The organism is Streptomyces dioscori (assembly GCF_003024195.1).
GTDB classification, from domain to species: Bacteria; Actinomycetota; Actinomycetes; order Streptomycetales; family Streptomycetaceae; genus Streptomyces; species Streptomyces dioscori.
The window spans coordinates 38908-63063 of the sequence record NZ_KZ679052.1 but is presented as its reverse complement, the minus strand read 5'-3'; the positions used below and the strand labels follow the sequence as shown (position 1 = coordinate 63063).

The following is a 24156-nucleotide window of genomic DNA, read 5'->3' as shown; positions in this document are numbered from 1 at the left end:
GCAGTCCGACGCGGTGCAGATGCGGCGCGATGGTGGTGGAGGGGTCGATGACTCAGGGGGCCGGTCAGGGACCCGAGATGCGGACGCCGACGGTGCGCGACTTCCGCGTACCGGCGTACGTCCACGAAGCCGGTCCGTACGCGCAGCCGCCCGGACCGCACCCGGCACCGCCCGGGCAGTACGACCGGCCGGCCGAACCGTACGACCGCTCCGCCGAGCCGTACGACCAGGCCGCCGACCCGTACACCGGGCCCCCGGAGCCGTACGTCCGGTCCGGTTCCTACGCGGGCGGACCGCCGAACGGTGAGGCCGGCGTCCCCGCCGCCGAGCCGGAGGGCTACACGCCGACCGAGCGCGATCTGCCGGTCATCAACCGCGGTGACACGGTTCAGATGCCGGTCGACCCCGAGGCCGGTCGGATTCCGCAGCCCGAGGAGGGTCCCGGTCCGCTGTACGTCGTCGGCGACGTGCACGGCTACCTCGACGAACTCGTCTCCGCGCTGCACGAGAAGGGGCTCATCGACCTCGAAGGCCGCTGGGCGGCCGGGACCTCCCGGCTGTGGTTCCTCGGTGACTTCACCGACCGCGGGCCCGACGGGATCGGCGTCATCGACCTCGTGATGCGGCTCTCCGCCGAGGCCGCCGCGGTCGGCGGCTACTGCAAGGCGCTGATGGGCAACCACGAGTTGCTGCTCCTGGGCGCCAGGCGGTTCGGGGACACCCCCGTCAACTCCGGCGCGGGAACCGCCACCTTCCAGGCCGCCTGGCTGCTCAACGGCGGCCAGAAGACCGACATGGAACGTCTCCAGGACCATCATCTGCAGTGGATGGCCCGCCTGGACGCGATGGAACTGGCCGACGGGCATCTGCTCGTGCACTCCGACACGACCGCCTATCTCGACTACGGCGACTCCATCGAAGCGGTCAACGACACCATCCGCGAAACCCTCACCCGCAATGACGCGGACGAGTGCTGGGACCTGTTCCGCAAGTTCACCAAGCGCTTCGCGTTCCGCGACGACGGCGGCGCGCAGGCGGTCCGCTCCCTGCTGGAGACCTACGGCGGGTCACGCATCGTCCATGGTCACAGCCCCATTCCGTACCTGCGGGGCGAGGTCGGCTCGGAGGACGGCGAGAACTCTCCGCCTCTCGCGGTCGAAGAACCTCATGTGTACGCCGACAAGCTCGCGATCGCGATGGACGGCGGCGTGACCATGGCCGGGAAACTGCTGGTCCAGCAGCTTCCCCTGGATAACTAGGCGTTCACGGGGCACACGTCCTGCGATGGAGGACGCGTGCGGTCCGGGGGCAAATTCTGGAAACCCCCTGTCACCCTGTGCCGTCATCGCTCTACCATCGGCTTATCCGTAGCAGGCTCCCCTCCGTTTCTGCCCGACGGCTCGTCAGCATGCCGAGTCACCCAGCCCTACGGAGCATCGGGGGATGCACATGAACAGCGTTCCGCAGCACCTGCTGAGCGAGGACCGCCAAGAGTACGAGCGGATCCTCGACGAGGCGCTGCGCTCCGCACCACACCGTCCGGAACTCGCCGCTGTCGGTCAGCGGCTCAACCCCGAACAGCTGCGCACGATGGCACTCAACGCCACCGCACTCATCACGGCGGCCGCGGCGAGCGAGTACCAGCACTATGTGAAGGTCCGCGAGGAACTGCGCCAACCGGCGCCGTCCACCCCTCCCGTCCGCGAAGGATCCAGCAGTTCCTCGGATCCGGGCACGAGCGCGGTGGGGCTCGCCACCACCATGGGGGAAGTCGCCGAGACCGCGGGGGCCGGTGCCGCCGCGGTGGTCGCCGTGCTCGCCCCGGTCCTCGCCGGCACCGCCGCGGCGATCTTCCTGCTCGTCGGCTACATCCTGAAGATGCTCGCCCCCGAGCCGGGCATCGCACGGACCCTCCTCACCACCGGCTGGGTCTTCGGCGCCATCACCGCGGTCTCGATCCTGGTCGCCGCGGTCTGCCTGCTGCTCGCCGCCCTGCGCAACGGCGCCAGCTCACTGCAGGCCGGTGTACACGGTGAACGGAACGAGGAGGTCGCTCTGGCCAGGGAAGCCTGGCACGAAGCACTCCTGGAGCGCGGCCTCATGCCGTTCCTCCGGGAGGCTCTCGCCGACCCCGGCACAGCGGCCCTCGGCCGTACGAAGCCGACGGAACCGGTCAGCCGGATGCCGCAGCTCGGTTACAACCGGCCGGGATTCAGCAGTCCCGACGGGGGTGCGGCGGCGGGTCCCCGTCCCAGCTACTCAAGCCCGGACTTCAGCAGCCCGGACTTCGGGGGACCGGAGCACGCTCCGGAGTAGCGGCGGGCTCGCCGACACCACCCGCCCCGCAAGAATGATCGACGACGGATTTCCGTCGTCGATCTTTTCTTTTTACGTTCCGCGCAATGGTGTCGCCAGCCACGGCACTCAAGCCCCTCAGGCATGCATTACGACGCGTAGGAAAAGTATCGCTCTACCGTAAATCGAGCCCCATTAATTGACTCGCCTACACACATTCGCAGGTGGGCTTGTTTTATACGTGGGCGCGCAGGATGCTATATGCCATGTGGCAATCCAGCATGACGCACTTGGTGTCCGGGCAGACAGACTGGCGGCGATGAGACAGCGCGCGTCGAGCCGTGCGGCTCATGGGCGCCAGGCGTTCGGGTCGGCAGCAGACAGCGCCTTCGCCATCGGCCGAGCAGCCCTAAGCGGCGTGCCTGAGCGCCTCCAGGCCACTAGCCTACTGACGGACAACGCCCACTGCGTCAGGACGGAGACCTCGGTGCCACAGGAAGAGCCCGGATTCCAGCGTGCACGACTGCGCGATCGCCTCAAGAAGGCGAGGGAGGGCGCAGGACTGAAGCAGCGCGAGGTAGCCGAGCAGCTCGACTGGTCACCCTCAAAGGTGATTCGGATCGAGGCCGGCACCGTCGGCGTGTCGGTCACCGACGTACGGGTGCTGGCGGAGCACTACGGGATCACGGACCGGGCACAGGTCAAGGTGCTGACCGACATGGCACGTGCCGCACGACGGCCGCCGTGGTGGGACCAGTACCGCCCCTGGGTGAATCAGGACTTCGAGACGTATCTCGGATATGAGAGCTCCGCGTCGATCATCAGGAACTTCGAACCCAATTTCGTACCCGGTCTGCTGCAGACCGAGGAGTACATGCGGGTGGTCCTGAACCGGCTCAACCTGGGAGGGGAGAAGACCGAGCAACTTGTGCAGCTGCGCCTGGAGCGCCAGGACCGTCTGATTCAGACAGACGGTCCCAAGTCCTTTTTCATCCTGGACGAGGCCGTGATCCGGAGAACAGTGGGATCACCCGAGACGATGCACAAACAATTTGAAAAGCTACTGACGGTCAACGAGATGCCCACGGTCACGGTGTACACCGTTCCGTTCAGTGCGGGAATTTACCCACGTTTCGGATCTCCCTATGCTCTTTTCGAGTTTCCTGAGGACGAGGACGAGATGGTCGTCTATCTGGAGAATCCGGACGGCTCGGCCATTCTGAGCGAAAAGGCCCTGGGGCGCACTTCACAGCGCCGGCCGACAGACTATCTGGATATCTTCTGGGAAGTCGAGAGGGAGGTGGCCACTGGAGTGACGAGGGAATTCCTGTTCGGCCAGGAGTGACACGAGAAACACCAGGGGAGCATGTTGCGGAACGTCACCGGCCGCGCAACGGGAACCATGGAATCGCCGACACCACAACCTATGAGGAGCGGGCTCCTGAGCCAGGCGCCTTGAGCTCCGACAGGAAAGAGCACCAGGAATATGCGCTGAATCCCAGAAGAGCCCCATGGGGATTGGACGAGTCGCGTACAGCCACATGATCGGCGAAAGCTACTTCAACGCAGTTTTCCGAACCACTGGCCGAGCTCTTTCGCCACCGCACTTCAGCATCATCGAACCGCATGCAACCCCCACGTCCACGCCAGCCAAAGGGTGGCGACACCAAAGAATTTCGGCATTCAAATCAGTATGGGTGCCGCCACCAGCACTGCCAAGATGCACACCGATGTGCACCCCAGGACGCTAAATGGAGGTATATGCACAATAAATACAATAAAGCGCCGGCCGCGCCACACAAGCGGCTGGCCGAAAAGGAACCAAGATTGTTCCGTGTGAACACAGCAAAAGGGAGCCCTGCGACCCGGCCGGCAAGCTTCAGGTCGCGGACTCCCTTGCGCCAAGCACCCCCGTCTGCGAAACCGAAAGGAGCTCTGCCATGGAGTCTACAGACTCCATCTCGGAGGGCTACTCACCACACAAGACCAGCTCAACGAAGTGGAAGCAATGGGCGCGCTCCGCAGGCGCCAACGCATTCAAAGGAGCTTGCACGGCCCTCGGGGCCGGTGCGGTCTCCCTGTTGATCTGGTGGCTCGAAAGGCAATAGCGCACCTCTTCCACCACCGGCCCCACTCGCGCGCCGAACGGGCCGGATCACCGAGGTCCTGGAAATGATCGTCCAGGACCTCGGCATCTCAGCGCCACGACCGTTCGGTCGGCCAAAGGTGAAGGAACCCTATTCGCTCGCGGCCATGGGCAGATAGACCCGGTTGCCCGCGGCGGCGAACTCCTTGGACTTCTGGAGCATCCCGTCGGCGACCTCTTCGGGTGAGGCCCCCGCGTCCGCCGTACCGCCGAACTGCTCGTTGATACTGTGGCTGATCTTCATCGAGCAGAACTTCGGCCCGCACATGGAGCAGAAGTGCGCCGTCTTGGCCGGTTCGGCCGGCAGGGTCTCGTCGTGGAACTCCCGTGCGGTGTCCGGATCCAGGGCCAGGTTGAACTGGTCCTCCCAGCGGAACTCGAAGCGGGCGTCCGACAACGCGTCGTCCCACTCCTGTGCGCCCGGATGTCCCTTGGCGAGGTCCGCCGCGTGGGCCGCGATCTTGTAGGTGATGACGCCCGTCTTGACGTCGTCACGGTTGGGCAGGCCCAGGTGTTCCTTGGGCGTGACGTAGCAGAGCATCGCCGTGCCCCACCAGGCGATCATCGCGGCACCGATGCCGGAGGTGATGTGGTCGTACGCAGGCGCGATGTCGGTCGTCAGCGGGCCGAGCGTGTAGAACGGGGCCTCCTCGCAGATCTCCTGCTGCAGGTCGATGTTCTCCTTGATCTTGTGCATCGGGACATGCCCCGGGCCCTCGATCATGGTCTGTACGTTGAAGCGCTTCGCGACCTTGTTGAGCTCCCCCAGGGTGCGCAACTCCGCGAACTGCGCGGCGTCGTTGGCATCCGCGATCGACCCGGGCCGGAGCCCGTCGCCGAGCGAGTACGTGACGTCGTACGCGGCGAGAATCTCGCAGAGCTCCTCGAAGTGCTCGTACAGGAACGACTCCTTGTGGTGCGCCAGGCACCACGCCGCCATGATCGAGCCGCCGCGCGAGACGATGCCGGTCTTGCGGTTCGCGGTCAGCGGGACGTACGGCAGGCGGACCCCCGCATGGACGGTCATGTAGTCCACGCCCTGCTCGGCCTGCTCGATGACCGTGTCCTTGTAGATCTCCCAGGTGAGTTCCTCGGCACGCCCGTCGACCTTCTCCAGCGCCTGGTAGAGGGGAACCGTGCCGATGGGGACGGGGGAGTTGCGCAGCACCCATTCGCGGGTGGTGTGGATGTTGCGGCCGGTCGACAGGTCCATCACCGTGTCGGCGCCCCAGCGCGTCGCCCAGGTCATCTTGTCGACCTCCTCCTCGATGGAGGAGGTGACCGCGGAGTTGCCGATGTTGGCGTTGACCTTCACCAGGAACCGCTTGCCGATGATCATCGGCTCGATCTCGGGATGGTTGACGTTGGCCGGCAGCACGGCCCGGCCCGCCGCGATCTCCTCGCGGACGACCTCGGGGTCGACGTTCTCCCGGATGGCCACGTACTCCATCTCCGGCGTGATCTCGCCCCGTCGCGCGTAGGCGAGTTGGGTCACCGCCTGCCCGTCGCGACTGCGGCGGGGCAACCGCGGACGCCCCGGGAAGACCGCGTCGAGATTGCGCAGCCCACCGCGCGGCGAGGTGTGCTTGATCCCGTCATCCTCGGGACTCACGGGGCGGCCCGCGTACTCCTCGGTGTCGCCGCGGGCGATGATCCAGTTGTCGCGCAGGGGTGCCAGACCCCTGCGTACATCGGTGTCGACGAGCGGATCGGTGTACGGACCGGAGGTGTCGTACAGGGTGACCGACTCGCCGTTGGTGAGATGCACCTGACGGGCCGGCACCCGCAGATCGGGGCGTGAGCCCGCGACATACGCCTTGTGCCAGCCGATGGACCTCGCGCTCTCGGACTTCCCGCCTTCGGATGTCCCGGCTTCGGCGCTTTCGGGCGAAGCAGCTGCCCCGCCGTCCTCGGCCACTGCGGACACCTCGATGCCGTCGACCGGGGCGAGCGCCCCGCCCGTCTGGCTGGAGGCAGGCGTGCGTACGTCCTTGTTGGTCATGAGACCTACTCCCTACGCCGGCATTACCCGGTAACAGGTTCGGCGGTCGACGCAGCGTTTCCCGTCCGGCGATGTTCCACGTGAAACATCGCGGATACGGAGGTCAGCGCCCTCTCAGCCCGGTGCTCCGAGCTCCCGCGTGTGCAAAGGTGCTTCCACGCTAGCGTCACAATGGGCGCGGTGAACAGTGGGCCCCTCTCGTTCTTGCGATGATCGGTCGGTGACCACGACGCAGCAGCCCCCACTTCCGCCGTCCGAACCGCCCCACGGACACGGCCACGACGGCCACGGTCACGGCGGCGGACCTGGACAGGGCCCTCAGGGCCCCGGCAGCGGAGGCGGCGGCGACCGGCCCGGCGGTGGCGGCGACGGACCTGTCGGCGGTGGGCACGGCCACTCGCACAGTCATGGCCCCGCGGCTCCTGTCTCCATGCATCTGCGCAAGATCATCGCGGCAGTGCTGATTCCTTTCGCCGCGGCGGTCGTTGTCGGTCTCGCGGTGCTGTGGCCGGGCGGCGCCCCCGGACACGAGCGCACGGGGGTCGGCTTCGACCGGCAGACCCAGCAGGCCACCGTGACCAAGGTCGACAAGGTCGACTGCAAGTCCGTGAACGCCTCGGGCGGGACTCCGACCGGCGACACCTCGACGGCCGAGGGCTCATCGGCTCAGCAGCAGGACTCGGGCACCTGCAAGAAGGCGACGATCCGGGTCGACTCCGGCAAGGACAAGGGCCGTACCTTCACGGAGATCGTCCAGCCGGACTCCTCACGCCAGTTGGAGCAGGGCCAGGAGGTAATCGTGGCGTACGCGCCCGACGCCCCCAAGGAGCTCCAGTACTCGGTCACCGATGTGAACCGCAAGTTCCCCATGGCGCTGCTCGCCGGTATCTTCGCCCTCGCCGTGGTCGTGGTGGGCAGGATGCGTGGTGTCATGGCGCTGATCGCGCTGGCCGTCAGCTTCCTCATCCTGACCTTCTTCATCCTGCCCGCGATTTTGCAGGGGTCGAATCCGCTGATCGTGGCCGTGGTCGGGGCCAGCGCCATCATGCTGATCGCGCTCTACATGTGCCACGGCCTCTCGGCCAGGACGTCGGTCGCCGTACTGGGCACGCTGCTGTCGCTGGTGCTGATCGGGCTGCTCGGCTCACTGTTCATCGACTGGGCCGCACTGACCGGCAACACCGATGACAACACCGGTCTGATCCACGGTCTCTACCCGTCCATCGACATGAGCGGTCTGCTGCTCGCGGGTGTCATCATCGGGTCGCTCGGAGTGCTCGACGACGTCACGGTGACGCAGACATCGGCGGTCTGGGAGCTGCACGAGGCCAACCCGACGATGGGCTGGCGAGGCCTGTACCGCGCGGGCATCCGTATCGGCCGCGACCACATCGCGTCCGTCGTCAACACGCTCGTCCTCGCCTACGCCGGCGCGGCGCTGCCTCTGCTGCTGCTCTTCTCCATCGCGCAGAGCAGCGTGGGGACGGTCGCCAACAGCGAACTGGTGGCCGCGGAGATCGTCCGCACCCTCGTCGGCTCGATCGGACTGGTCGCCTCGGTTCCGGTCACCACAGCCCTCGCGGCGCTGGTGGTCTCGGCCGACCGGCAGGGCGGCGCCACCCCGGCCCAGCAGCCGCAGCCACAGCCACAACAGCCCCAACCGCAGGCCCAGTCCGGCTCGAAGGCACCGCTCCGGGGCGGAAGCGGCCGCCGCCGCAAGCACTGACGCGCAGCGGACAGCGGACAGCAGGCAGCAGGCAGCAGGCAGCAGGCAGCAGGCAGCAGGCAGCAGGGAACGACGCCCCGGGGGACGGGGAACGGGGAAGCGTCACCTCACGTCGGCTGCCGCCGCGTCACCCCGTGCTCTGTTCCTCCGCCAGGATGCGGTCCAGGGCCTCGTCCAGATGCGTGTCGAAATCGGCGAGGGAGCGCTCCTGACCCAGCGGGACCAGCCGGTCCGTACGGTCGAGGAACGCCAGCAGCGGCGCCGTACCGCAGCGGAACAGGGCCTGGTCGACGCCCACCTGAAGACGGATCAGCACATCGCCGAAACTCTCGGAGGAGTCCGAGGGAGTGATGTGCACGTCTCCGTCCCCGCACGGCCGGCCCACCCCGTCGATCAGCAGCTCCCGGCCGAAGGCCCAGGTCACCGGAGCGTCGCCGGGCAGGTGGAAGGTCAGACGCACGGCATAGGGATCACAGGTCTCGTAACGCAGCTCCACCGGAATGCGGAAGGAGAGCTCCTCCGAGACGACGAAGCTCATCATGACCTCTGCCTGTACTACCGACTCGCGCATCGCCTACCCCGTCGTTTGCCGTCCATGGCCGGGAATCGTCCACCTAAACACTTCTGGCATCTTGCTGAACGTGTACACCAGATCACAAGGAGTGAGTTTTCAGATGCTGATAGAGACCGCAAGTGTCCCCATCAGCGTGTCGATCTCGCTCTGCAGCCGCCGCGCCGCCGGCAGCAGCCGTTCGGCCTGGTGGGACGGCATGGAGAGGGCCACCGTGGCGGCCGTACTGCCCAGGGTGAGAGGGATCGCGGCGCAGACCGTGCCCAGCGCGTACTCCTGACGTTCGATCACCGGCTGCATGCGTCCGGTCGATTCGAGACGGCGAATCAAGGTCTGATCGTCACGCACCGTGTACGGCGTCACCGATCGCACGGGGTAGCGGTCGAGGTGGTCCTTGCGCCCCTCCGCGTCGAGCTGGGACAGCAGACACTGGCCGATCGCGTGCGCGTGCCCCGTCTCCCGGAAGTCCGCCCACTCCTCGACCGCGGGATTGCCCGGGGTGTCGGCGACGCACTCGACCTCGATCTCCCCGCCGCGGTAGACCGCGTAGTAGACGGGGGCACCGATCGAATCACGCCAGCTTCCCAGGGCATCGGCGATCGTGCTGCGACGTTTCTGCTGGGCTCCGCTGCGGCTCAGCCGCTCGGCCGCCTCGCCGAGGAAGAACAGCCCCTTCTCACGGTGCAGATATCCCTCGTGCACCAGGGTGCGCAGCAGGTGGTACGCCGTGGGGAGAGCGAGCCCGGCCTCACGGGCCAGTTGTTTCGCGGGCGCTCCGTGCTCGTGACGCGCGACGGACTCCAGAAGACGCATCGCACGCTGCACCGAACCGATGAGGGTCGTGGGATGCGGCTCGGAGGCCGGAACCTTCGGTCCTGCGGGTGCGGTGCCAGCCGTGGCCAAAGGTCACTCCCGAAACGCGAGGGGGCCGCCCGTGCGAGGGTGACACGGGAGGGTTCGGAACGCCGCTCCCGAGGATCAACCCCGCGGCGAGTTCCGGACTTTAACCGTCTGCCACCGATCGCTGACGACATGCCTCGAAAACTTCCCCCGCCCGAGGGAACCGTCGGTTTCCCTCGGCGGTGCGGGCCTGCCGGACGGTGAGGTCCGGCGGATCACCTGTCCCCCGGGCCGCCCGCCTACCAGTCGCTCCTCGACGTGGAGCCCGACATGAACTTCCGTACGACGTAGATGAGTCCGCCGACCAGTGCCACGAAGAGCAGCAGCTTGAAGAGCAGGCCGATCACGAAACCGACGACGCTCGCTATCAGGCCGCCGAACACGACCAGAGCGATGACCGGCACCGCGATCCACTTAACCCACCACGGCATCCCCGCGAAGATCTCTCGCATCGCCCTTGTTCCTTGTCTCTCTGCCCGTTTCCGAGTGCTGTCCCTGATCGCTCCCGCCCTGTCGGCGGGCCACGAATGTCCTGTCTCGATGCTAGGCGCGGCAGGGGTGCCGGCGGGGGCCTGGCACCCCTTGTCTGCCCCTGACCGTTCCCCTAGGGAACCCTGAGGCGGACGTCAGCTCTCCGGTGGAGAGAAGACCACGACGACCCGCAGATCCTCGCTGATGTGGTGGAACTTGTGGGCCACCCCCGCGGGTACGTACACGACGCTGCCGCGTGCCACCTGGGTCGTCTCCATGCCGACCGTGATCGCGGCACGGCCGCTGACGACGAGGTACACCTCGTCCTGGTGGTGGGGCTGCTGCGGGTCCTGCGCTCCCGCGTCCAGCGCGTACAGGCCGACCGACATGTTCTTCTCGCGCAGGAACTGGAGGTACGCGCCGTCGTTGGCGGCGCGCTCCGCCTCCAGTTCGTCCAGCCGGAATGCCTTCATCGCCTTGTCCGCCCCTGCCCCGCTGCTCGTGTCCGATCTCTTCTGTCACGATCAGACACATGAAGAATTTCGTAGTCAAGACGATCGCCAACGCGGGCGCCCTGGCGGTGGCGGTGTGGCTGCTCGACAAGATCACCCTGAGCGGTGACAGCAAGGGCAAGGAGATCGGCACGCTGCTGCTTGTCGCGCTGCTGTTCGGGCTGGTGAACTTCCTGGTCAAGCCGGTCGTGAAGGTCCTCACCTTCCCGCTGTTCATTCTCACGCTCGGTCTGATCACGCTGGTGGTCAACGCTCTGATGCTGCTGCTCACCTCGTGGCTGGCGGACAAGCTGGACCTGAGCTTCCACGTCGACGGTTTCTGGACCGCCGTCCTGGGCGGCCTGATCATCTCGATCGTCTCCTGGGCCCTGAACGTCGTCCTTCCCGACGAGGACTGAGCGACCCCGATGCCCTATCGCGTGTGCTTCGTATGCACCGGCAACATATGCCGCTCCCCGATGGCCGAATCCGTCTTCCGCGCGCGGGTGGCCGAGGCGGGGCTCGACGGTCTGGTCGAGGTGGACAGCGCGGGTACCGACGGCTGGCACGAGGGTGACGGCGCCGACCCGCGCACCGTCTCCGTGCTGGAGACGAACGGCTACGGCAGCGGCCATGCGGCCCGCCGGTTCCGGCCCGACTGGTTCTCCCGGCTCGACCTGGTGATAGCCCTCGACTCCGGCCACCTCAGAGCCCTGCGCCGCCTCGCACCGACCCCGGCCGACGCCGAGAAGGTCCGGCTGCTGCGCTCGTACGACGTCACCGCCGGCGCCGATCTCGACGTACCTGATCCCTATTACGGGGGGATGGACGGTTTCGAGGAGTGTCTTGAGATGGTGGAGGCGGCGAGCACCGGACTGCTCGCCGCTGTACGCGAGCAAGTGGAGGAACAGGCGGCATGACGAATTCTTTCGAGGAAGCGGGTTCCGAGGGAGTGGGTGACGGCACGCGTGCCGTGCGAGCGGGGCTGCCCGAGCCGGTCAAGCACGAGCCGACCCTCCCCGGCCCGGTCTTCGCCGCGCACTTCCATCTGCCGGGCGATCCCACGGGCCCCTACACCTACGGGCGCGACGAGAATCCGACCTGGACCCATCTGGAGCGCGCCATCGGCGAGCTGGAGGCTCCGGGGCAGGACGGCGTCGAGACGCTCGTCTTCGCCTCCGGCATGGCCGCCATCTCGGCCGTCCTCTTCTCCCAGCTGAGCGCCGGCGACACGGTCGTGCTGCCCGACGACGGCTACCAGGTCCTGCCGCTCGTACGCGGCCAGCTGGAGGCGTACGGCATCGAGGTGCGTACGGCGCCGACCGGCGGCGACGCCCAGCTCGACGTCCTCGACGGGGCGAAGCTGCTGTGGATCGAGACGCCGTCGAACCCGGGGCTCGACGTGTGCGACGTGCGGCGGCTCGTTGAGGCGGCCCATGCGCGCGGCGCTCTCGTCGCGGTCGACAACACCCTGGCGACGCCGCTCGGGCAGCGGCCGCTGGAGCTGGGCGCGGACTTCTCCGTGGCCAGCGGCACCAAGCAGCTCACCGGGCACGGAGACGTCCTCCTGGGGTACGTCGCGGGCGTCGACGCCTCGGCGATGACCTCCGTACGGCGCTGGCGCAAGATCGTCGGGGCCATCCCGGGGCCCATGGAGGCCTGGCTCGCGCACCGCTCGCTCGCCACGCTGCAGATGCGGGTGGACCGGCAGAACGCGAGTGCCCAGGTGATCGCCGAGACACTGCGGGACTGGCCCGAGGAACTCGGAGTCCGTTATCCCGGGCTGCCCGGCGACCCGTCGCACAAGATCGCCTCGCAGCAGATGAGGCGCTTCGGGTGCGTGGTGTCGTTCACCCTGCCCACGCGCGCGCGTGCCGACCGTTTTCTCGACGCGCTGCGGCTCGTGGACGACGCGACGAGCTTCGGCGGGGTGCGGTCGACCGCCGAGCGGCGCGGGCGCTGGGGCGGCGACGCGGTCCCGGAGGGCTTCATCCGTTTCTCGGTCGGCGCCGAGGATCCGGAGGATCTGGTGGCCGATGTCCGGCGGGCGCTCGACGAGTCCGCGGAGTGAGTGCTTGCTGAGTGACCGGCCAGTAGCCGCGCTACGCACAACGGACGGTCCGAGCCTCCCCCCTCGTGGCTCGGACCGCCCCGGTTCTCTGCGCTAAGAACCGCGCGAACAAGGCTAGTTGACTCTGTGTCAGTGTCCAATCACGGTAGCGACAGGGGGCTATCGACTTATTTATAGTTGGGGGCTTCCGGCACGCTGGAGATCGAAGGGAAGCCATGGATCTGGCCTTGCTGCGGACCTTTGTGACCGTGCACCGGGCCGGCTCCTTCACCCGTGCCGCCGCCCTGCTCGGCCTCTCTCAGCCGGCCGTCACCTCACAGATCCGCACACTCGAACGGCAGCTGGGACGCCCCCTGTTCCTGCGCCAGGCCCGCGGGGTGACCCCCACCACCATCGGGGACGAACTCGCCCACAAGGCCGCTCCTCATCTCGACGCCCTCGTGGAGATCACCGAGACCGGCCTCGACGCGGACTCCTCCCTGCGCACCCTCCATCTCGCCGGGCCACCGGAGTTCACCGCCGAGCGCGCGCTGCCCGCGCTCACCGAGCTGATCGGCGACGACGGCCACGGCTTCGCGCTGCGGGCCTCCTTCGGGAACGCGGAGGAAACGCTGGAAGGACTCGCCGCCGGGCATCACGATCTGGCCATCAGCGCGGCACGCCCCCGGGGCCCCCTGCTCACCGCGACTCCGCTCTGCGACGAGGAACACGTACTGGTCGCCGCCCCGCGCTGGGTCGCCCGTATCGACTCCGACAAGTTACGGGTTCAGGGCGCGCCCGCGCTGGAGAACCTGCCCGTGGTCGAGGTGCACGAGTCACTGCCGTTCATCGCCCGCTACTGGGCTTCCGTGTTCGACTCCCTGCCCGCCGCGTCGGGCACGGTCATCGTCCCCGACCTGCGGGCCGTACTCGCCTGCGCCACCACCGGCGCGGGACTCGCGGTCCTGCCGCGCTATCTGTGCGGACCGGCGCTGGAGCGGGGCGACGTGGTGGCGCTGAGCGAGCCGACGGTCGCACCCCTTCGTACATACTTCCTGGTGGTGCGGACCGGCACCCTGGCCATGCCGCATATCGCGCGGGCCCACGAGTGGCTGATGCGCGCCGCTTCCGGCTGGTCGTGACGCAGAAGACTCGCCTGGTCCGGACGGCGATGTTTCACGTGGAACCAACCGGGCCACATTCCTCCCATGACCGACCGACCCGTGGTCAAGCGCACCGCCCGGGCCGTCCTGCTGGACGGCAACGACTTGATCTTGATCAAGCGGACCAAACCCGGCGTCGATCCCTACTGGCTGACGCCCGGTGGCGGAGTAGAGCCCGAGGACACGACCGTCGTCGACGCCCTCCACCGTGAAGTGCACGAGGAACTCGGCGCCAAGATCACCGATGTCGTCCCGTGCTTCGTCGACACTGTCGAGCACATCGGCGAGGACAGCAGTTCGACCGGGGTGAAGGTTCAGCACTTCTTCGTCTGCCACCTGGAATCCATGGATCCCTCGCTCCGCCATGGCCCCGAGATCGAAGAACCCTGCGGCGACTACGAGATCGTGCGGATCCCCTTCACTCGCGTGGGCATCGCCTCCGTCCACCTCGTACCGCTGTCGCTGCGGCACTATCTCGACGGGAACATCGAGGGCGTACGGGCGATGCAGGCACCCGACCTGGGCTGACGCCCCGCTGGTTGCCCGGCTCGTTGCCTCGCTGACGCGAGCCGGGGGGCGGGACCTGGGTCGGGGCCGGTCGGTGTCAGTCGGTGTCAGTCGCGTGCCGCGACCAGGTCCTCCACCGCGTCGTGACGGATACGTGCCGACGGGATACCGATGTCCCGAAGCGCGTCCACGCCGTTGCGGATCATGCCGGGCGGACCCGAGAGGTAGGCGTCGTACTCGTCCCACGGACCGTATTCGCGGATCACGTCGGGCAGTTGGAGATGTGCCTGCTGATCGACTATGGGACGCACCGAGAGCCATGAGTGGCTCTGCTGGAGCCGGAGCATGGTGTCGATGTCGTAGAGGTCGTGATCGGTGCGGGCCCCGTAGAACACCTCGACCGGGCGCCTCTGCCCATGCTCGGCGACGTCCTCGACCAGCGCCTTGATCGGCGCGATGCCGGTGCCGCCGCCCAGGCAGAGCAGTCCGCTGTCGGTGGTGTGGTCGACGGTCATCGAGCCCGCGGGCGGACCGAGCCTGACGATGTCGCCGGGGCGGGCCCGGTGCACCAGCGCGCTGGAGACCCAGCCCGCCGGAACCGCCTTCACGTGGAACGACATCAGCCCGTCCGAGCGGGGCGCGGAGGCGAACGAGTAGTGCCGCCAGACGCGCGGCCACCACGGGGTCTCCAGGCTCGCGTACTGGCCCGCGAGGAAGGGGTACGGCTGATCGGGGCGGACCGTGACGACGGCGACGTCCGGGGTCCTCAGATCGTGCGAGATCACCTCGGCGTACCACCAGGCCGGCGCGCGCAGTTCGTCCGCCGCCGCGGCGTCGATCATGACCTGTGAGATCGTCGTGTACGCCCTGACCCAGGCCGCCTCGGTCTCCCCGTCCCAGACCGACCCGGCGAACCGGCTGAGCGCGCCGAGGAGACATTCCCCGACGGCCGGGTAGTGCTCGGGGCGTGTGCCGTACTTGCGGTGGCCGCGGCCGAGGTTCTGCAGGTACGAGACCAGGATCTCGGTGTTGTCGATGTGTTCGGCCGCTGTCAGCAGGGCCTTGAGCAGCCGGTCCCGCTGGGTGTCCATCGCGGCCGGGAACAGTGGGCGCAGGTCGGGATGGCGGACGAAGAGCAGCGCGTAGAAGTACGAGGTGACCTTGTCGGCGACGGGCGCGACCTCGGCCATGGTGCGGCGGATGAGGACGGCGTCGGGGGAGGCGGGCCTCGCGGGGGCGGGGGCGGCGGCGGGCACGGGCGCGGGGACCGAGTCCGGCGCGGGCGCGGAAGCCGCTGTGGGGGCCGAGACCGGCGTGGGGGCGGCTGCCGCGGGAGCTGCGAAGTGGGAGGGCCGTCGGCCGGGGACGGCGTGTTCGTGGGCCGGGCGCTCGTGCTCCGGGCGCTCGCGGACCGCGTGCTCGTGGCCAGGGTGCTCGTGGCCCGGCTTCGGTACGGGGGGAGGCCCGTTGTGCGTCACAGCGCGGGGTGTCGCCTCCCGGGACGCCGCCGGGGGCACGGACGAGACACCACGGGCGGGGCCTGCACTCCCGCCGGAGACACCTGCACGGCCAGAGCCAGAGCCTGGGCCGGGTCGGTCGGCGTCGGCCCGGCCGACGTCCGGTCGGTCGGCGTCGGCCCGGTCGGCGCGATCCGTGTCCGGGCCGGGATCCGCACTCGGGGGTATTCGCCGCGGTGCCGCGCCGCCCTCTCCCCCCGCGGACCTGCGGACGGGCCGCAACGCGGCCAGGCGCCGCCCCTCGGTCGCCCCCTGCTCGCCGCCCGCGGGCGGCTCCGGTGGCGTGTGCGGTGTGAACCAGCCGCCTCCGCCGCCACCCCCTGAAGTGCCGTTGTCGGCCGACGTGGTGGTCGGAGCGTCCATGCTGTGCCTCGCCTCGAACATCTTTCGGTCGGTCTGCGCACCTCCTCCATCGGAAGATGCCTGCTTTCCCCCCGCAGACTGCTTGCTTCGCCCCGTTCCGTCCTGTCGGCCAATGCCCCCATATTGGACCGCGCCACCGCACGCCGGGGACAAGTGAGCCGAGAATGTGACATTGGCCGCACTACAGCCATGTCAGCATGCCACCCATTACCACCAGCCCGGTCACGTAACCGGAAATGCGATTCTTCGATCTTTCTGTCCCGTTAGGCTGCATTGCCCTGTGATCGCCCCGACGGGTGTGCGGACACCACGTCGGACACGAACCGGAGTCGACCATACCGGCCGCGGTCCGACGCACAAGTCCCCGATTCCTTACGTCAGGAATTGCGTGGTGGACGTCTCATCAATTCTTCCAATTGCCAGGCGGGGCAAGCCAATTCACAGGGTGTACGCCGAGGCTAGTACGCGCGGTTACTCCCGCTGTCAGATGTCTCAGCCGCTCGCGCCCGGCACGGTGTTTCACGTGAAACTAAGCCGTCCCGCGCGCCGGGCCAATCTCGTCGTCCATGTAGCCGCGTCCGCGTGCTGGCTCGGGCTCACACTCGGGCTGCTCGCCCTGGGAATCACCGCTACCAGCACCGGGTCAGCGGTGACCGTGGAAGCGTCCGTCCGCGCCATGAAGACCTTCGCCGACTGGCTTCTGCTCCCCCTCGCGTTCCTCAGCCTCCTCACCGGCTTGGTGCTGTCCCTGGGCACGCCGTGGGGGCTGGCAAGGCACCGGTGGGTCTACACCAAGTTCTGGCTGACTCTGGCCACCACCACGGCCACCGTTTTCGCCCTGCGCCCCGGGGTCGACACCGCGGTCGCAGCCATGTCGGACGGCGGCCCGCTGCCCGACCCCGGTGACGTCCTGTTCGGACCGGTCGTCTCGCTGTCCGCGTATCTCTTCATGACGGCGATCTCGGTCCTCAAGCCCTGGGGGCTGACCCGGCGCGGGCAAAGGATCCGTACGGCCGCCCGCAAACCGGTGGACGGGAAAGCCACCCGTCGGACAGCCTGACCTGCGTGCCGACTCCTTCCCTCGCCGCTCTGCCCATGCGCCGTCTGACGCCCCGCGATCTCTCCGCCTGCGCCGACCTCTCCGAGAACCGGGGCTGGCCCCGCGAGGAACACAAGTGGGGTCTGCTGCTCACGGCCGGGACGGGTTACGGCATCGACGACCCCGGCGGAGGCCTTGTCGCCGCCTGCGTCGTGACCGCCTACGGGCCCCGGGAGCAGCCGGATCTGGCAGCCATCGGCATGGTGCTGGTCGCCGAGCGGTACGCCCGTCAGGGCATCGGACGCCACCTCATGCGCCATGTCGTGGCCGACCTGGGGACCATCCCGGTGACCCTGCACGCCACGCCGTACGGACGCCCTCTGTACGAGGAACTGGGCTTCAAGACCATCGGGCGCGCTGAGATGGTCCGTGGCCGCCTCAGCCCGCGGAGCCCGGAGCCCGAGGTGGCCACGCGCGCGGCCACGGCCGAGGACCTTGTCACGATCCTCCGCCTCGACGAGAAGGTCTTCGGCGCGGACCGGACACACATGATCACGCGGCTGCCCGCCTTCTCCGACCAACTGCGCGTCGCGGAGGAGGACGGCCGGATCATCGGCTACGCGGCCGCCTGGCCCAACATGGACACCCAGGTCGTGGGCCCGCTGATCGCCCGGAACACCGAGACGGCGAAGGCGCTCATCGCCTCCCTGGCCTCGCGTACCGACCTTCCCCTGCGCACGGACATCGACGTACGCCATGAGGAACTGCTGGCATGGGTCAAGGAGCGCGGTCTCGCCTCCGTGAGTTTCAACGCGGTCATGACGTACGGCATCGGGGAGTTGCCCGGCGACTGGACACGGCGGTTCGCTCCGCTCACCGTGGCCGCGGGCTAAACCCGGCGACACGGCCTGAAACGAGCAACCGCCCGCTCAGGGATGAGCGGGCGGTTCGCCGGTACAGCGCGCTCCGGGCGCCTGCCCTTCTAGGCGAGGGTCTGCACCGCGGCCGTGGCGAACCCGTGGTCCTGCTCCGGTGCACCGCCACCGACTCCGATCGCGCCGATCAGGCGGCCGTCACGGTGGACCGGCACACCGCCGGCGATGAACAGGAGCGGACGGTCGAGCGCGGTCGGCAGGGTGTGGAAGAGCCCTCCGGGCTGGACGGCCTCGACGAGATCCGCGGTGGGAGTGCCGAGCTGCAGTGCCGTGTAGGCCTTGCGGGTGCTGGTCTCGCCCGAGATCAGCACCGCTCGGTCGTCGCGCCGGAAGGCGAGCAGGTGGCCGCCCGCGTCGAGGACCGTGACGCTGACCTTGACGTCCGCGGCTTCCGCGGCACGACGGGCGGCCGTGACGAGCGCCTCGGCGTCCTGGATGGTCAGCGGGGTGACGGTGGTGGTGCTCATGAGGGTCTCTCCTTGCGAGGTGGTGCGGTGTGGGGGATGGCGGCCGACTCCTAGTTGTGGATGACGGCCCGCGCTCAGTTGTGGACGACAGCCTGCTGCTGCACGGAGAGGGCCTGTTCCGCCTTCACAGCGGCCGGCTCCACGGAATCGGCCGAGCCTGAACGGCGCTCCAGCGCGGCCGACAGGACAGCGAGCAGCAGGGCGGCGGCGGCCAGGACGGCGCCCACCCAGTTGGGGGCGGTGTAGCCCATGCCGGCCGCGATCACGACGCCGCCGAGCCAGGCCGAGAGGGCGTTGCCGAGGTTGAAGGCACCGATGTTCACGGCGGAGGCGAGAGTGGGAGCGCCGTGCGCCTGGTCGAGCACCCGCTTCTGCAGCGGCGGAACGGTGGCGAACCCGAGGGCCCCGATCAGCGTGATGGTCACGGCCGCCGCGATCTTGTTGTGCGCGGTGAGGGTGAACAGGGCGAGTACGACCGCGAGGGCGCCCAGTGACACGTACAGCATCGGCATCAGGGCGCGGTCGGCGAACCTGCCGCCGATGAGGTTGCCGCCGACCATGCCGAGGCCGAAGAGGACGAGCAGCCAGGTGACGGAGCCGTCGGCGTAACCGGTGACGTTGGTCATCATCGGTGCGATGTAGGTGATCGCCGCGAAGACTCCGCCGAAGCCGAGCACGGTCATCGCCATGGCGAGCAGGACCTGGACGTTCTTGAAGGCGGCCAGTTCGTGACGCAGGTGCACGCCTTCCGGCTTGGGCATGTCGGGTACCAGCTTGGCGATGCCGGCCAGGCCGAGGACGCCCAGCGCGGCGACGACCGTGAAGGTCACGCGCCAGCCTGCGGACTGTCCGATGAGGGTGCCCAGCGGTACGCCGACGACGTTGGCGACGGTCAGGCCGGTGAACATCATGGCGATGGCGCCGGCCTTCTTGTCCGGCGCGACCAGGTCGGCTGCGACGACCGAACCGATGCCGAAGAAGGCACCGTGCGCGAGCGAGGCGATCACGCGTCCGATCAGCATGACGGTGAAGGTGGGGGCGACCGCGGAGATCAGGTTGCCGACGATGAAGAGTCCCATCAGCAGCATCAGCATCCGCTTGCGGGAGATCTTGGTGCCGAGCACGGTCATGAGGGGCGCGCCGAACATGACTCCGAGCGCGTAGCCGGTCACGAGGAAACCCGCGGTGGGGATGGAGACACCGAAGTCGCCGGCGACCTCGGGCAGCAAGCCCATGATCACGAACTCGGTGGTTCCGATTCCGAAGGCCCCGATCGCGAGGGCCAGAAGCGCGAGAGGCATGGGGACGACCTTCCAGGAAGATTGCAGGAGCACTTTACGTGCGTTCACAATAGTTGCAGACGCGGGTTAAGTGCAAGCGCAGGATATTGCGGCCGTGCCCTATCCTGGTGTCAGCCACTCCGGGACGGAGGAAATGCCATGACAGCGACGGACCCCGCGCTCACCGCTCTCGCTCAGGGCTGGTGCGCCCTCTCTCTGCTGCACGGGAGGATCGAGGCGCACATCGAACGAGCCCTGCAGACGCGGCACGGTCTGAGCGTGCGCGAGTACTCGCTTCTCGACGTCCTCAGCCGCCAGCACGACGGCGACGGCGGCCATCTGCAGATGAAGCAGGTCGCCGACGCGGTCGTCCTCAGCCAGAGCGCCACCACACGACTGGTGACCCGACTGGAGGACCGAGGCCTGCTCTCGCGCTACCTGTGCCCGACCGACCGCCGTGGCATCTACACGAACGTGAGCGATGCGGGGCTCAAGCTCCTGGAGGAGGCTCGGCCCACCAACGACGTCGCCCTGCGGGAGGCGCTGGACGAGGCGGCCAGGAGCCCTGAGCTGGCCCCGCTGGTTCGCGTGGTGGAGTCGGCCAGCCTGCCCGCGCCCGCGTAGGCAGGTCCACGAGTGGAAGCGGCTGTGCCGTTCTCGTTCCGCACAGCTGCCTAGGCTGACGCCATGGGAGATCTTGAGATACGCCCCGCGGTCGCCGATGACATCCCCGCGATCGTCGCGATGCTCGCCGACGACCCGCTGGGCTCGCAGCGTGAGTCGCCGGACGACCTCACGCCGTACCTGGCCGCACTGGAACGCCTCAGCAAGGATCCGAACCAGCACGTGGTCGTCGCTGTGCGGGAGAGCCGGGTCGTCGGCACGCTCCAGCTGACGATCGTTCCCGGGCTGTCCCGCAAGGGAGCGACGCGCTCGATCATCGAAGCCGTACGCGTGCACGCCGACGAGCGGGGCAGCGGTCTGGGCACCCGTTTCATCGAGTGGGCCGTGGATCTCTCCCGAAGCGAGGGCTGCCAGTTGGTACAGCTGACATCGGACGCCACGCGGACGGATGCACACCGGTTCTACGAGCGCCTGGGCTTCACCGCGTCACACGTCGGGTTCAAGCTGCAGCTCTGAGACCCGTCCCGGTGACATCGGGTCAGAGGTCATGACATTGCACGGTGTGCCGAGGGGTGTCGTGTTTCACGTGAAACACGACACCCCTCGGCACAGCACTCCACGCGGTGGGTCCGGTAAGGCGGCTACTTGATCCCCCGCCACCCCTCGGGGTCCATTCCACCCGGGATCGGAGCGCCTTCACCGTACGGCTGACGGGTGAACACGAACGAGCCGAGGTCCAGGTGGGTCACCGACCCGCCAGGCCCCTCTACGGCCCGTAGAAGCTCACCGGCGTAGTAGCCGTCGAGCCCGGTCCAGGTCCCGTCGCCCTCGGCACGGAAACGCGAGCGCCGGCCATTGCCGGCCAGGGGCCCGAGCGTCACACCCCCGTCGGACGTGAGGCGCAGCGCGAAAGCATGCGTTCCCCAATACCAGGGCCCGGCCAACTCAAGTACGGTCCGGTCGACTTCGGGCAGCGGCCGCCACGGCTCGGGAATCCGGGGCTCGGCCTCCGCGACGATCCTCACGAGGTCGGCGGCGACCGTCGCCACCGGTGGACCCGAGGTGCAGTTCGCGAGAACGACGGCGGCGATATCGTCCTCGACGCTGATCATGAGCCCGGCGAGAAAGCCCGGGAGGGAACCGCCGTGCCCCACCAGGGTCCGGCCGTTCCGATGCTGAACCTGCATACCGAGCCCGTACGCGGCACCGGCCGCCACCTCCTCCGGTTCGGCGGGCGCGGCGGGCGTCCGCATCTCCCGTACGGACTCCGCACTCAGCACCCGGTCGTCGCCCCGTGCGAGGAAGACGGCGAAGCGCGCCAGGTCGCCGCTGGTCGACCAGAGCTGACCGGCCGGTGCCATCAGTCCAAGGTCCTCGACCGGCTCGGGAAGCATGACGTCCGCCCAGGGGTGCACGGCCCAGCCACCCGCATGAGGCGCTTGCGGCTGTCCGGTCGTCCGGTGCAGTTTCAGCGGTTCGAGCACCTCGCCGCGCAGGACCTCCTCCCAGGGAGCGCCCCGCAGTTCCTCGATCAATGCGCCCAGCAGCGTGTAGCCGGGGTTCGAGTAGTGGAACCGCCGGCCGACCGGATGCCGGTGCGGCTGCTCGCCCAGGACGTCGGCGAGTTCGGGACGCAGCGATCCGGGGGTGCGCTCCCACCAGGGCCCGGGCGACTCCGCCGCCAACCCGGCTGTGTGTGCGAGGAGTTCGGCGATCGTCGCCTCTCCCGCGCCGGTTCCCGGGAGATGCTTCTCCAGCGGATCACCGAGGTCGAGCAGGCCTTCGTCCCGCAGCCGCAGGACCAGGACGGCCGTGAAGGTCTTGGTGATGGACCCGATGCGGTACTGCACGTTCTCGTCGGGTCCGTGCCCGTCCACCGAGGTACGGGACCCGTGCCAGACCGCGTGCCCGCCCCGCACCACCGCCGCGACCAACGACGGCGCACGCCCCTGCGCTTGAGCGGTGGCGATTCTGTGCAGCAGGGCCCGGCGGGTGGCAGGCAGGAGTTCTTCGGCGGAAGTCGTCGTCATGGCCCCAGTCCATCTGCCCCGACGTCCCACGTCGAGCGCATTCGGCCCCGACCTGGTTTCTCCTGAGGAGAGATCAGGTCTGTGCCATGTCCACGAAGCGGGAGTAGTGGCCCTGGAAAGCGACCGTGATGGTGGCCGTCGGGCCGTTACGGTGCTTGCCCACGATGATGTCCGCCTCGCCCGCGCGCGGTGACTCCTTCTCGTACGCGTCCTCGCGGTGCAACAGGATCACCATGTCCGCGTCCTGCTCGATGGAACCGGATTCACGGAGGTCGGAGACCATCGGCTTCTTGTCCGTGCGCTGCTCGGGACCACGGTTCAGCTGGGACAGCGCGATGACGGGCAGTTCCAGCTCCTTGGCCAGCAGCTTCAGGTTTCGCGACATGTCCGAGACTTCCTGCTGCCTGCTCTCGGAACGCCCCTTGCCGCCCGACTGCATCAGCTGCAGGTAGTCGATGATGACGAGCTTCAGGTCGGCACGCTGTTTGAGGCGGCGGCACTTGGCCCGGATCTCCATCATCGACAGGTTCGGGGAGTCGTCGATGTAGAGGGGAGCGGCCGAGACGTCCGGCATCCGGCGGGCGAGCCGGGTCCAGTCCTCGTCGGTCATAGTGCCGGAGCGCATGTGGTGCAGGGCCACGCGCGCCTCGGCGGACAGCAGACGCATGGCGATCTCGTTGCGGCCCATTTCGAGCGAGAAGATCACGCTCGGCATGTTGTGCTTGATGGAGCAGGCTCGGGCGAAGTCCAGCGCCAGCGTCGACTTACCCATCGCGGGACGGGCCGCGATGATGATCATCTGACCGGGGTGCAGACCGTTTGTCAGCTGGTCGAGGTCGGTGAAGCCGGTCGGCACACCGGTCATCTCCCCCGAGCGCGAACCGATCGCCTCGATCTCGTCGAGCGCGCCCTCCATGATGTCGCCGAGCGGCAGATAGTCCTCGGTCGTGCGCTGCTCGGTGACCGCGTAGATCTCGGCCTGGGCGCTGTTGACGATCTCGTCCACGTCGCCGTCGGCCGCGTAACCCATCTGCGTGATGCGCGTACCGGCCTCGACCAGGCGGCGCAGGACCGCCCGCTCGTGGACGATCTCCGCGTAGTACTCGGCGTTGGCCGCCGTCGGGACCGTCTGGACCAGTGTGTGCAGATACGAGGCGCCGCCGACCTTGGTGATCTCGCCGCGCTTGGTGAGTTCGGCGGCGACCGTGATCGGGTCGGCCGGCTCGCCCTTGGCGTAGAGGTCGAGAATCGCGCCGTAGACGGTCTCGTGCGCCGGCCGGTAGAAGTCGTGGCCCTTGAGCACCTCGACCACGTCGGCGATGGCATCCTTCGAGAGCAGCATGCCGCCGAGGACGGACTGCTCCGCGTCCAGGTCCTGTGGTGGCACCCGTTCGAAGGACGATCCCCCGCCGTCCCAGCCACCGCTGTCCGAACCGCGGTCGTGCTGGTCCTCCCGGCTCCGGCCGCCACCGTCGCGGCGCTGTCGGGAGGCGGGCAGACGGTCACTGGGACCGCTGTCGGCCCACGGGTCGTCCAAGGGCTCGGAAATACTCACCGGGCCACCTCCTCCCGTCCGCCG

At 68.3% G+C, this 24156-nt stretch carries 24 protein-coding genes; 13 read left to right on the top strand and 11 right to left on the bottom strand.

The window, feature by feature from the left end:
• The first annotated feature begins 32 nt into the window (after positions 1 to 32).
• The 3 genes from C6Y14_RS32395 (at position 33) to C6Y14_RS32385 (ending at position 3640) form a co-directional block, all read left to right on the top strand.
• Positions 33 to 1259, top strand: coding sequence for a metallophosphoesterase (locus C6Y14_RS32395; RefSeq protein WP_263973113.1), 1227 nt, complete (start codon positions 33 to 35; stop codon positions 1257 to 1259).
• Positions 1260 to 1443: 184 nt separating this feature from the next.
• On the top strand, positions 1444 to 2316 hold the full coding sequence (locus tag C6Y14_RS32390) for a hypothetical protein (protein WP_107020450.1): 873 nt from the start codon (positions 1444 to 1446) through the stop codon (positions 2314 to 2316).
• A 466-nt stretch (positions 2317 to 2782) separates the two neighbouring features.
• The gene (locus C6Y14_RS32385) at positions 2783 to 3640 is read left to right on the top strand and encodes a helix-turn-helix domain-containing protein (RefSeq protein ID WP_159074347.1); all 858 of its coding nucleotides are present in this window, start codon (positions 2783 to 2785) and stop codon (positions 3638 to 3640) included.
• 79 nt (positions 3641 to 3719) lie between these two features.
• Here the strand turns inward: C6Y14_RS32385 and C6Y14_RS32380 are convergent, their stop codons facing one another.
• Positions 3720 to 3923 carry a DUF397 domain-containing protein gene (locus tag C6Y14_RS32380; protein ID WP_107020448.1) on the bottom strand — a complete coding sequence of 68 codons (204 nt, stop codon included), beginning with the start codon at positions 3921 to 3923 and terminating at the stop codon, positions 3720 to 3722.
• 609 nt (positions 3924 to 4532) lie between these two features.
• Entirely contained in the window at positions 4533 to 6443 is a 1911-nt protein-coding gene (thiC, locus tag C6Y14_RS32375) for a phosphomethylpyrimidine synthase ThiC (protein WP_107020447.1), read from the bottom strand.
• Between the two features lie 220 nt (positions 6444 to 6663).
• On the opposite strand from thiC, the gene C6Y14_RS32370 reads away from it, so the two are divergent.
• On the top strand, positions 6664 to 8169 hold the full coding sequence (locus C6Y14_RS32370; protein ID WP_107020446.1) for a YibE/F family protein: 1506 nt from the start codon (positions 6664 to 6666) through the stop codon (positions 8167 to 8169).
• Between the two features lie 127 nt (positions 8170 to 8296).
• On the opposite strand, the gene C6Y14_RS32365 is transcribed toward C6Y14_RS32370, so the two are convergent.
• From C6Y14_RS32365 to C6Y14_RS32350, 4 genes are all read right to left on the bottom strand, one after another.
• Positions 8297 to 8740: an SsgA family sporulation/cell division regulator gene (locus C6Y14_RS32365; RefSeq protein ID WP_107020445.1), complete on the bottom strand. Its 444-nt coding sequence runs from the start codon at positions 8738 to 8740 to the stop codon at positions 8297 to 8299.
• A gap of 99 nt (positions 8741 to 8839) precedes the next feature.
• Positions 8840 to 9643, bottom strand: a complete 804-nt coding sequence (locus C6Y14_RS32360) for an IclR family transcriptional regulator (RefSeq protein WP_263973110.1) — start codon at positions 9641 to 9643, stop codon at positions 8840 to 8842.
• Between the two features lie 236 nt (positions 9644 to 9879).
• Entirely contained in the window at positions 9880 to 10092 is a 213-nt protein-coding gene (locus tag C6Y14_RS32355) for a DUF5326 family protein (protein WP_107020444.1), read from the bottom strand.
• A 174-nt stretch (positions 10093 to 10266) separates the two neighbouring features.
• Entirely contained in the window at positions 10267 to 10584 is a 318-nt protein-coding gene (locus tag C6Y14_RS32350; protein WP_107020443.1) for a cupin domain-containing protein, read from the bottom strand.
• A gap of 59 nt (positions 10585 to 10643) precedes the next feature.
• On the opposite strand from C6Y14_RS32350, the gene C6Y14_RS32345 reads away from it, so the two are divergent.
• From C6Y14_RS32345 to C6Y14_RS32325, 5 genes are all read left to right on the top strand, one after another.
• Entirely contained in the window at positions 10644 to 11021 is a 378-nt protein-coding gene (locus C6Y14_RS32345; protein ID WP_107020442.1) for a phage holin family protein, read from the top strand.
• A 9-nt stretch (positions 11022 to 11030) separates the two neighbouring features.
• The gene (locus tag C6Y14_RS32340; RefSeq protein ID WP_107020441.1) at positions 11031 to 11522 is read left to right on the top strand and encodes a low molecular weight protein-tyrosine-phosphatase; all 492 of its coding nucleotides are present in this window, start codon (positions 11031 to 11033) and stop codon (positions 11520 to 11522) included.
• Positions 11519 to 12673, top strand: a complete 1155-nt coding sequence (locus tag C6Y14_RS32335) for a cystathionine gamma-lyase (protein WP_107020440.1) — start codon at positions 11519 to 11521, stop codon at positions 12671 to 12673. Before C6Y14_RS32340 ends, C6Y14_RS32335 begins: the two co-directional genes overlap by 4 nt.
• Positions 12674 to 12888: 215 nt before the next feature.
• Positions 12889 to 13794 carry a LysR family transcriptional regulator gene (locus C6Y14_RS32330; protein ID WP_107020439.1) on the top strand — a complete coding sequence of 302 codons (906 nt, stop codon included), beginning with the start codon at positions 12889 to 12891 and terminating at the stop codon, positions 13792 to 13794.
• Between the two features lie 66 nt (positions 13795 to 13860).
• Positions 13861 to 14343 (top strand): NUDIX domain-containing protein, encoded by a 483-nt coding sequence (locus C6Y14_RS32325; RefSeq protein ID WP_107020438.1) that lies wholly within the window; start codon positions 13861 to 13863, stop codon positions 14341 to 14343.
• Positions 14344 to 14429: 86 nt separating this feature from the next.
• Here C6Y14_RS32325 and C6Y14_RS32320 read toward each other — a convergent pair whose 3' ends face one another.
• Positions 14430 to 16223 (bottom strand): globin domain-containing protein, encoded by a 1794-nt coding sequence (locus tag C6Y14_RS32320; protein ID WP_107020437.1) that lies wholly within the window; start codon positions 16221 to 16223, stop codon positions 14430 to 14432.
• Positions 16224 to 16689: 466 nt separating this feature from the next.
• On the opposite strand from C6Y14_RS32320, the gene C6Y14_RS32315 reads away from it, so the two are divergent.
• On the top strand, positions 16690 to 17262 hold the full coding sequence (locus C6Y14_RS32315; protein WP_199854942.1) for a DUF2269 family protein: 573 nt from the start codon (positions 16690 to 16692) through the stop codon (positions 17260 to 17262).
• A 5-nt stretch (positions 17263 to 17267) separates the two neighbouring features.
• Positions 17268 to 18134: a GNAT family N-acetyltransferase gene (locus C6Y14_RS32310; RefSeq protein WP_107020435.1), complete on the top strand. Its 867-nt coding sequence runs from the start codon at positions 17268 to 17270 to the stop codon at positions 18132 to 18134.
• Positions 18135 to 18223: 89 nt separating this feature from the next.
• Here C6Y14_RS32310 and C6Y14_RS32305 read toward each other — a convergent pair whose 3' ends face one another.
• Both C6Y14_RS32305 and C6Y14_RS32300 read right to left on the bottom strand, forming a co-directional pair.
• The gene (locus tag C6Y14_RS32305) at positions 18224 to 18643 is read right to left on the bottom strand and encodes a GlcG/HbpS family heme-binding protein (protein WP_107020434.1); all 420 of its coding nucleotides are present in this window, start codon (positions 18641 to 18643) and stop codon (positions 18224 to 18226) included.
• Between the two features lie 74 nt (positions 18644 to 18717).
• Positions 18718 to 19944, bottom strand: coding sequence for an MFS transporter (locus C6Y14_RS32300; RefSeq protein WP_107020433.1), 1227 nt, complete (start codon positions 19942 to 19944; stop codon positions 18718 to 18720).
• A gap of 138 nt (positions 19945 to 20082) precedes the next feature.
• Between C6Y14_RS32300 and C6Y14_RS32295 the strand changes: the two genes are divergently transcribed.
• Together C6Y14_RS32295 and C6Y14_RS32290 are read left to right on the top strand one after the other, a co-directional pair.
• On the top strand, positions 20083 to 20547 hold the full coding sequence (locus C6Y14_RS32295) for a MarR family winged helix-turn-helix transcriptional regulator (protein WP_107020432.1): 465 nt from the start codon (positions 20083 to 20085) through the stop codon (positions 20545 to 20547).
• A 63-nt stretch (positions 20548 to 20610) separates the two neighbouring features.
• On the top strand, positions 20611 to 21063 hold the full coding sequence (locus C6Y14_RS32290; RefSeq protein WP_107020431.1) for a GNAT family N-acetyltransferase: 453 nt from the start codon (positions 20611 to 20613) through the stop codon (positions 21061 to 21063).
• A gap of 125 nt (positions 21064 to 21188) precedes the next feature.
• Here C6Y14_RS32290 and C6Y14_RS32285 read toward each other — a convergent pair whose 3' ends face one another.
• Positions 21189 to 22577 (bottom strand): serine hydrolase domain-containing protein, encoded by a 1389-nt coding sequence (locus C6Y14_RS32285; RefSeq protein WP_107020430.1) that lies wholly within the window; start codon positions 22575 to 22577, stop codon positions 21189 to 21191.
• A gap of 73 nt (positions 22578 to 22650) precedes the next feature.
• On the bottom strand, positions 22651 to 24132 hold the full coding sequence (dnaB, locus tag C6Y14_RS32280; protein WP_107020429.1) for a replicative DNA helicase: 1482 nt from the start codon (positions 24130 to 24132) through the stop codon (positions 22651 to 22653).
• Between the last annotated feature and the right edge of the window lie 24 nt (positions 24133 to 24156).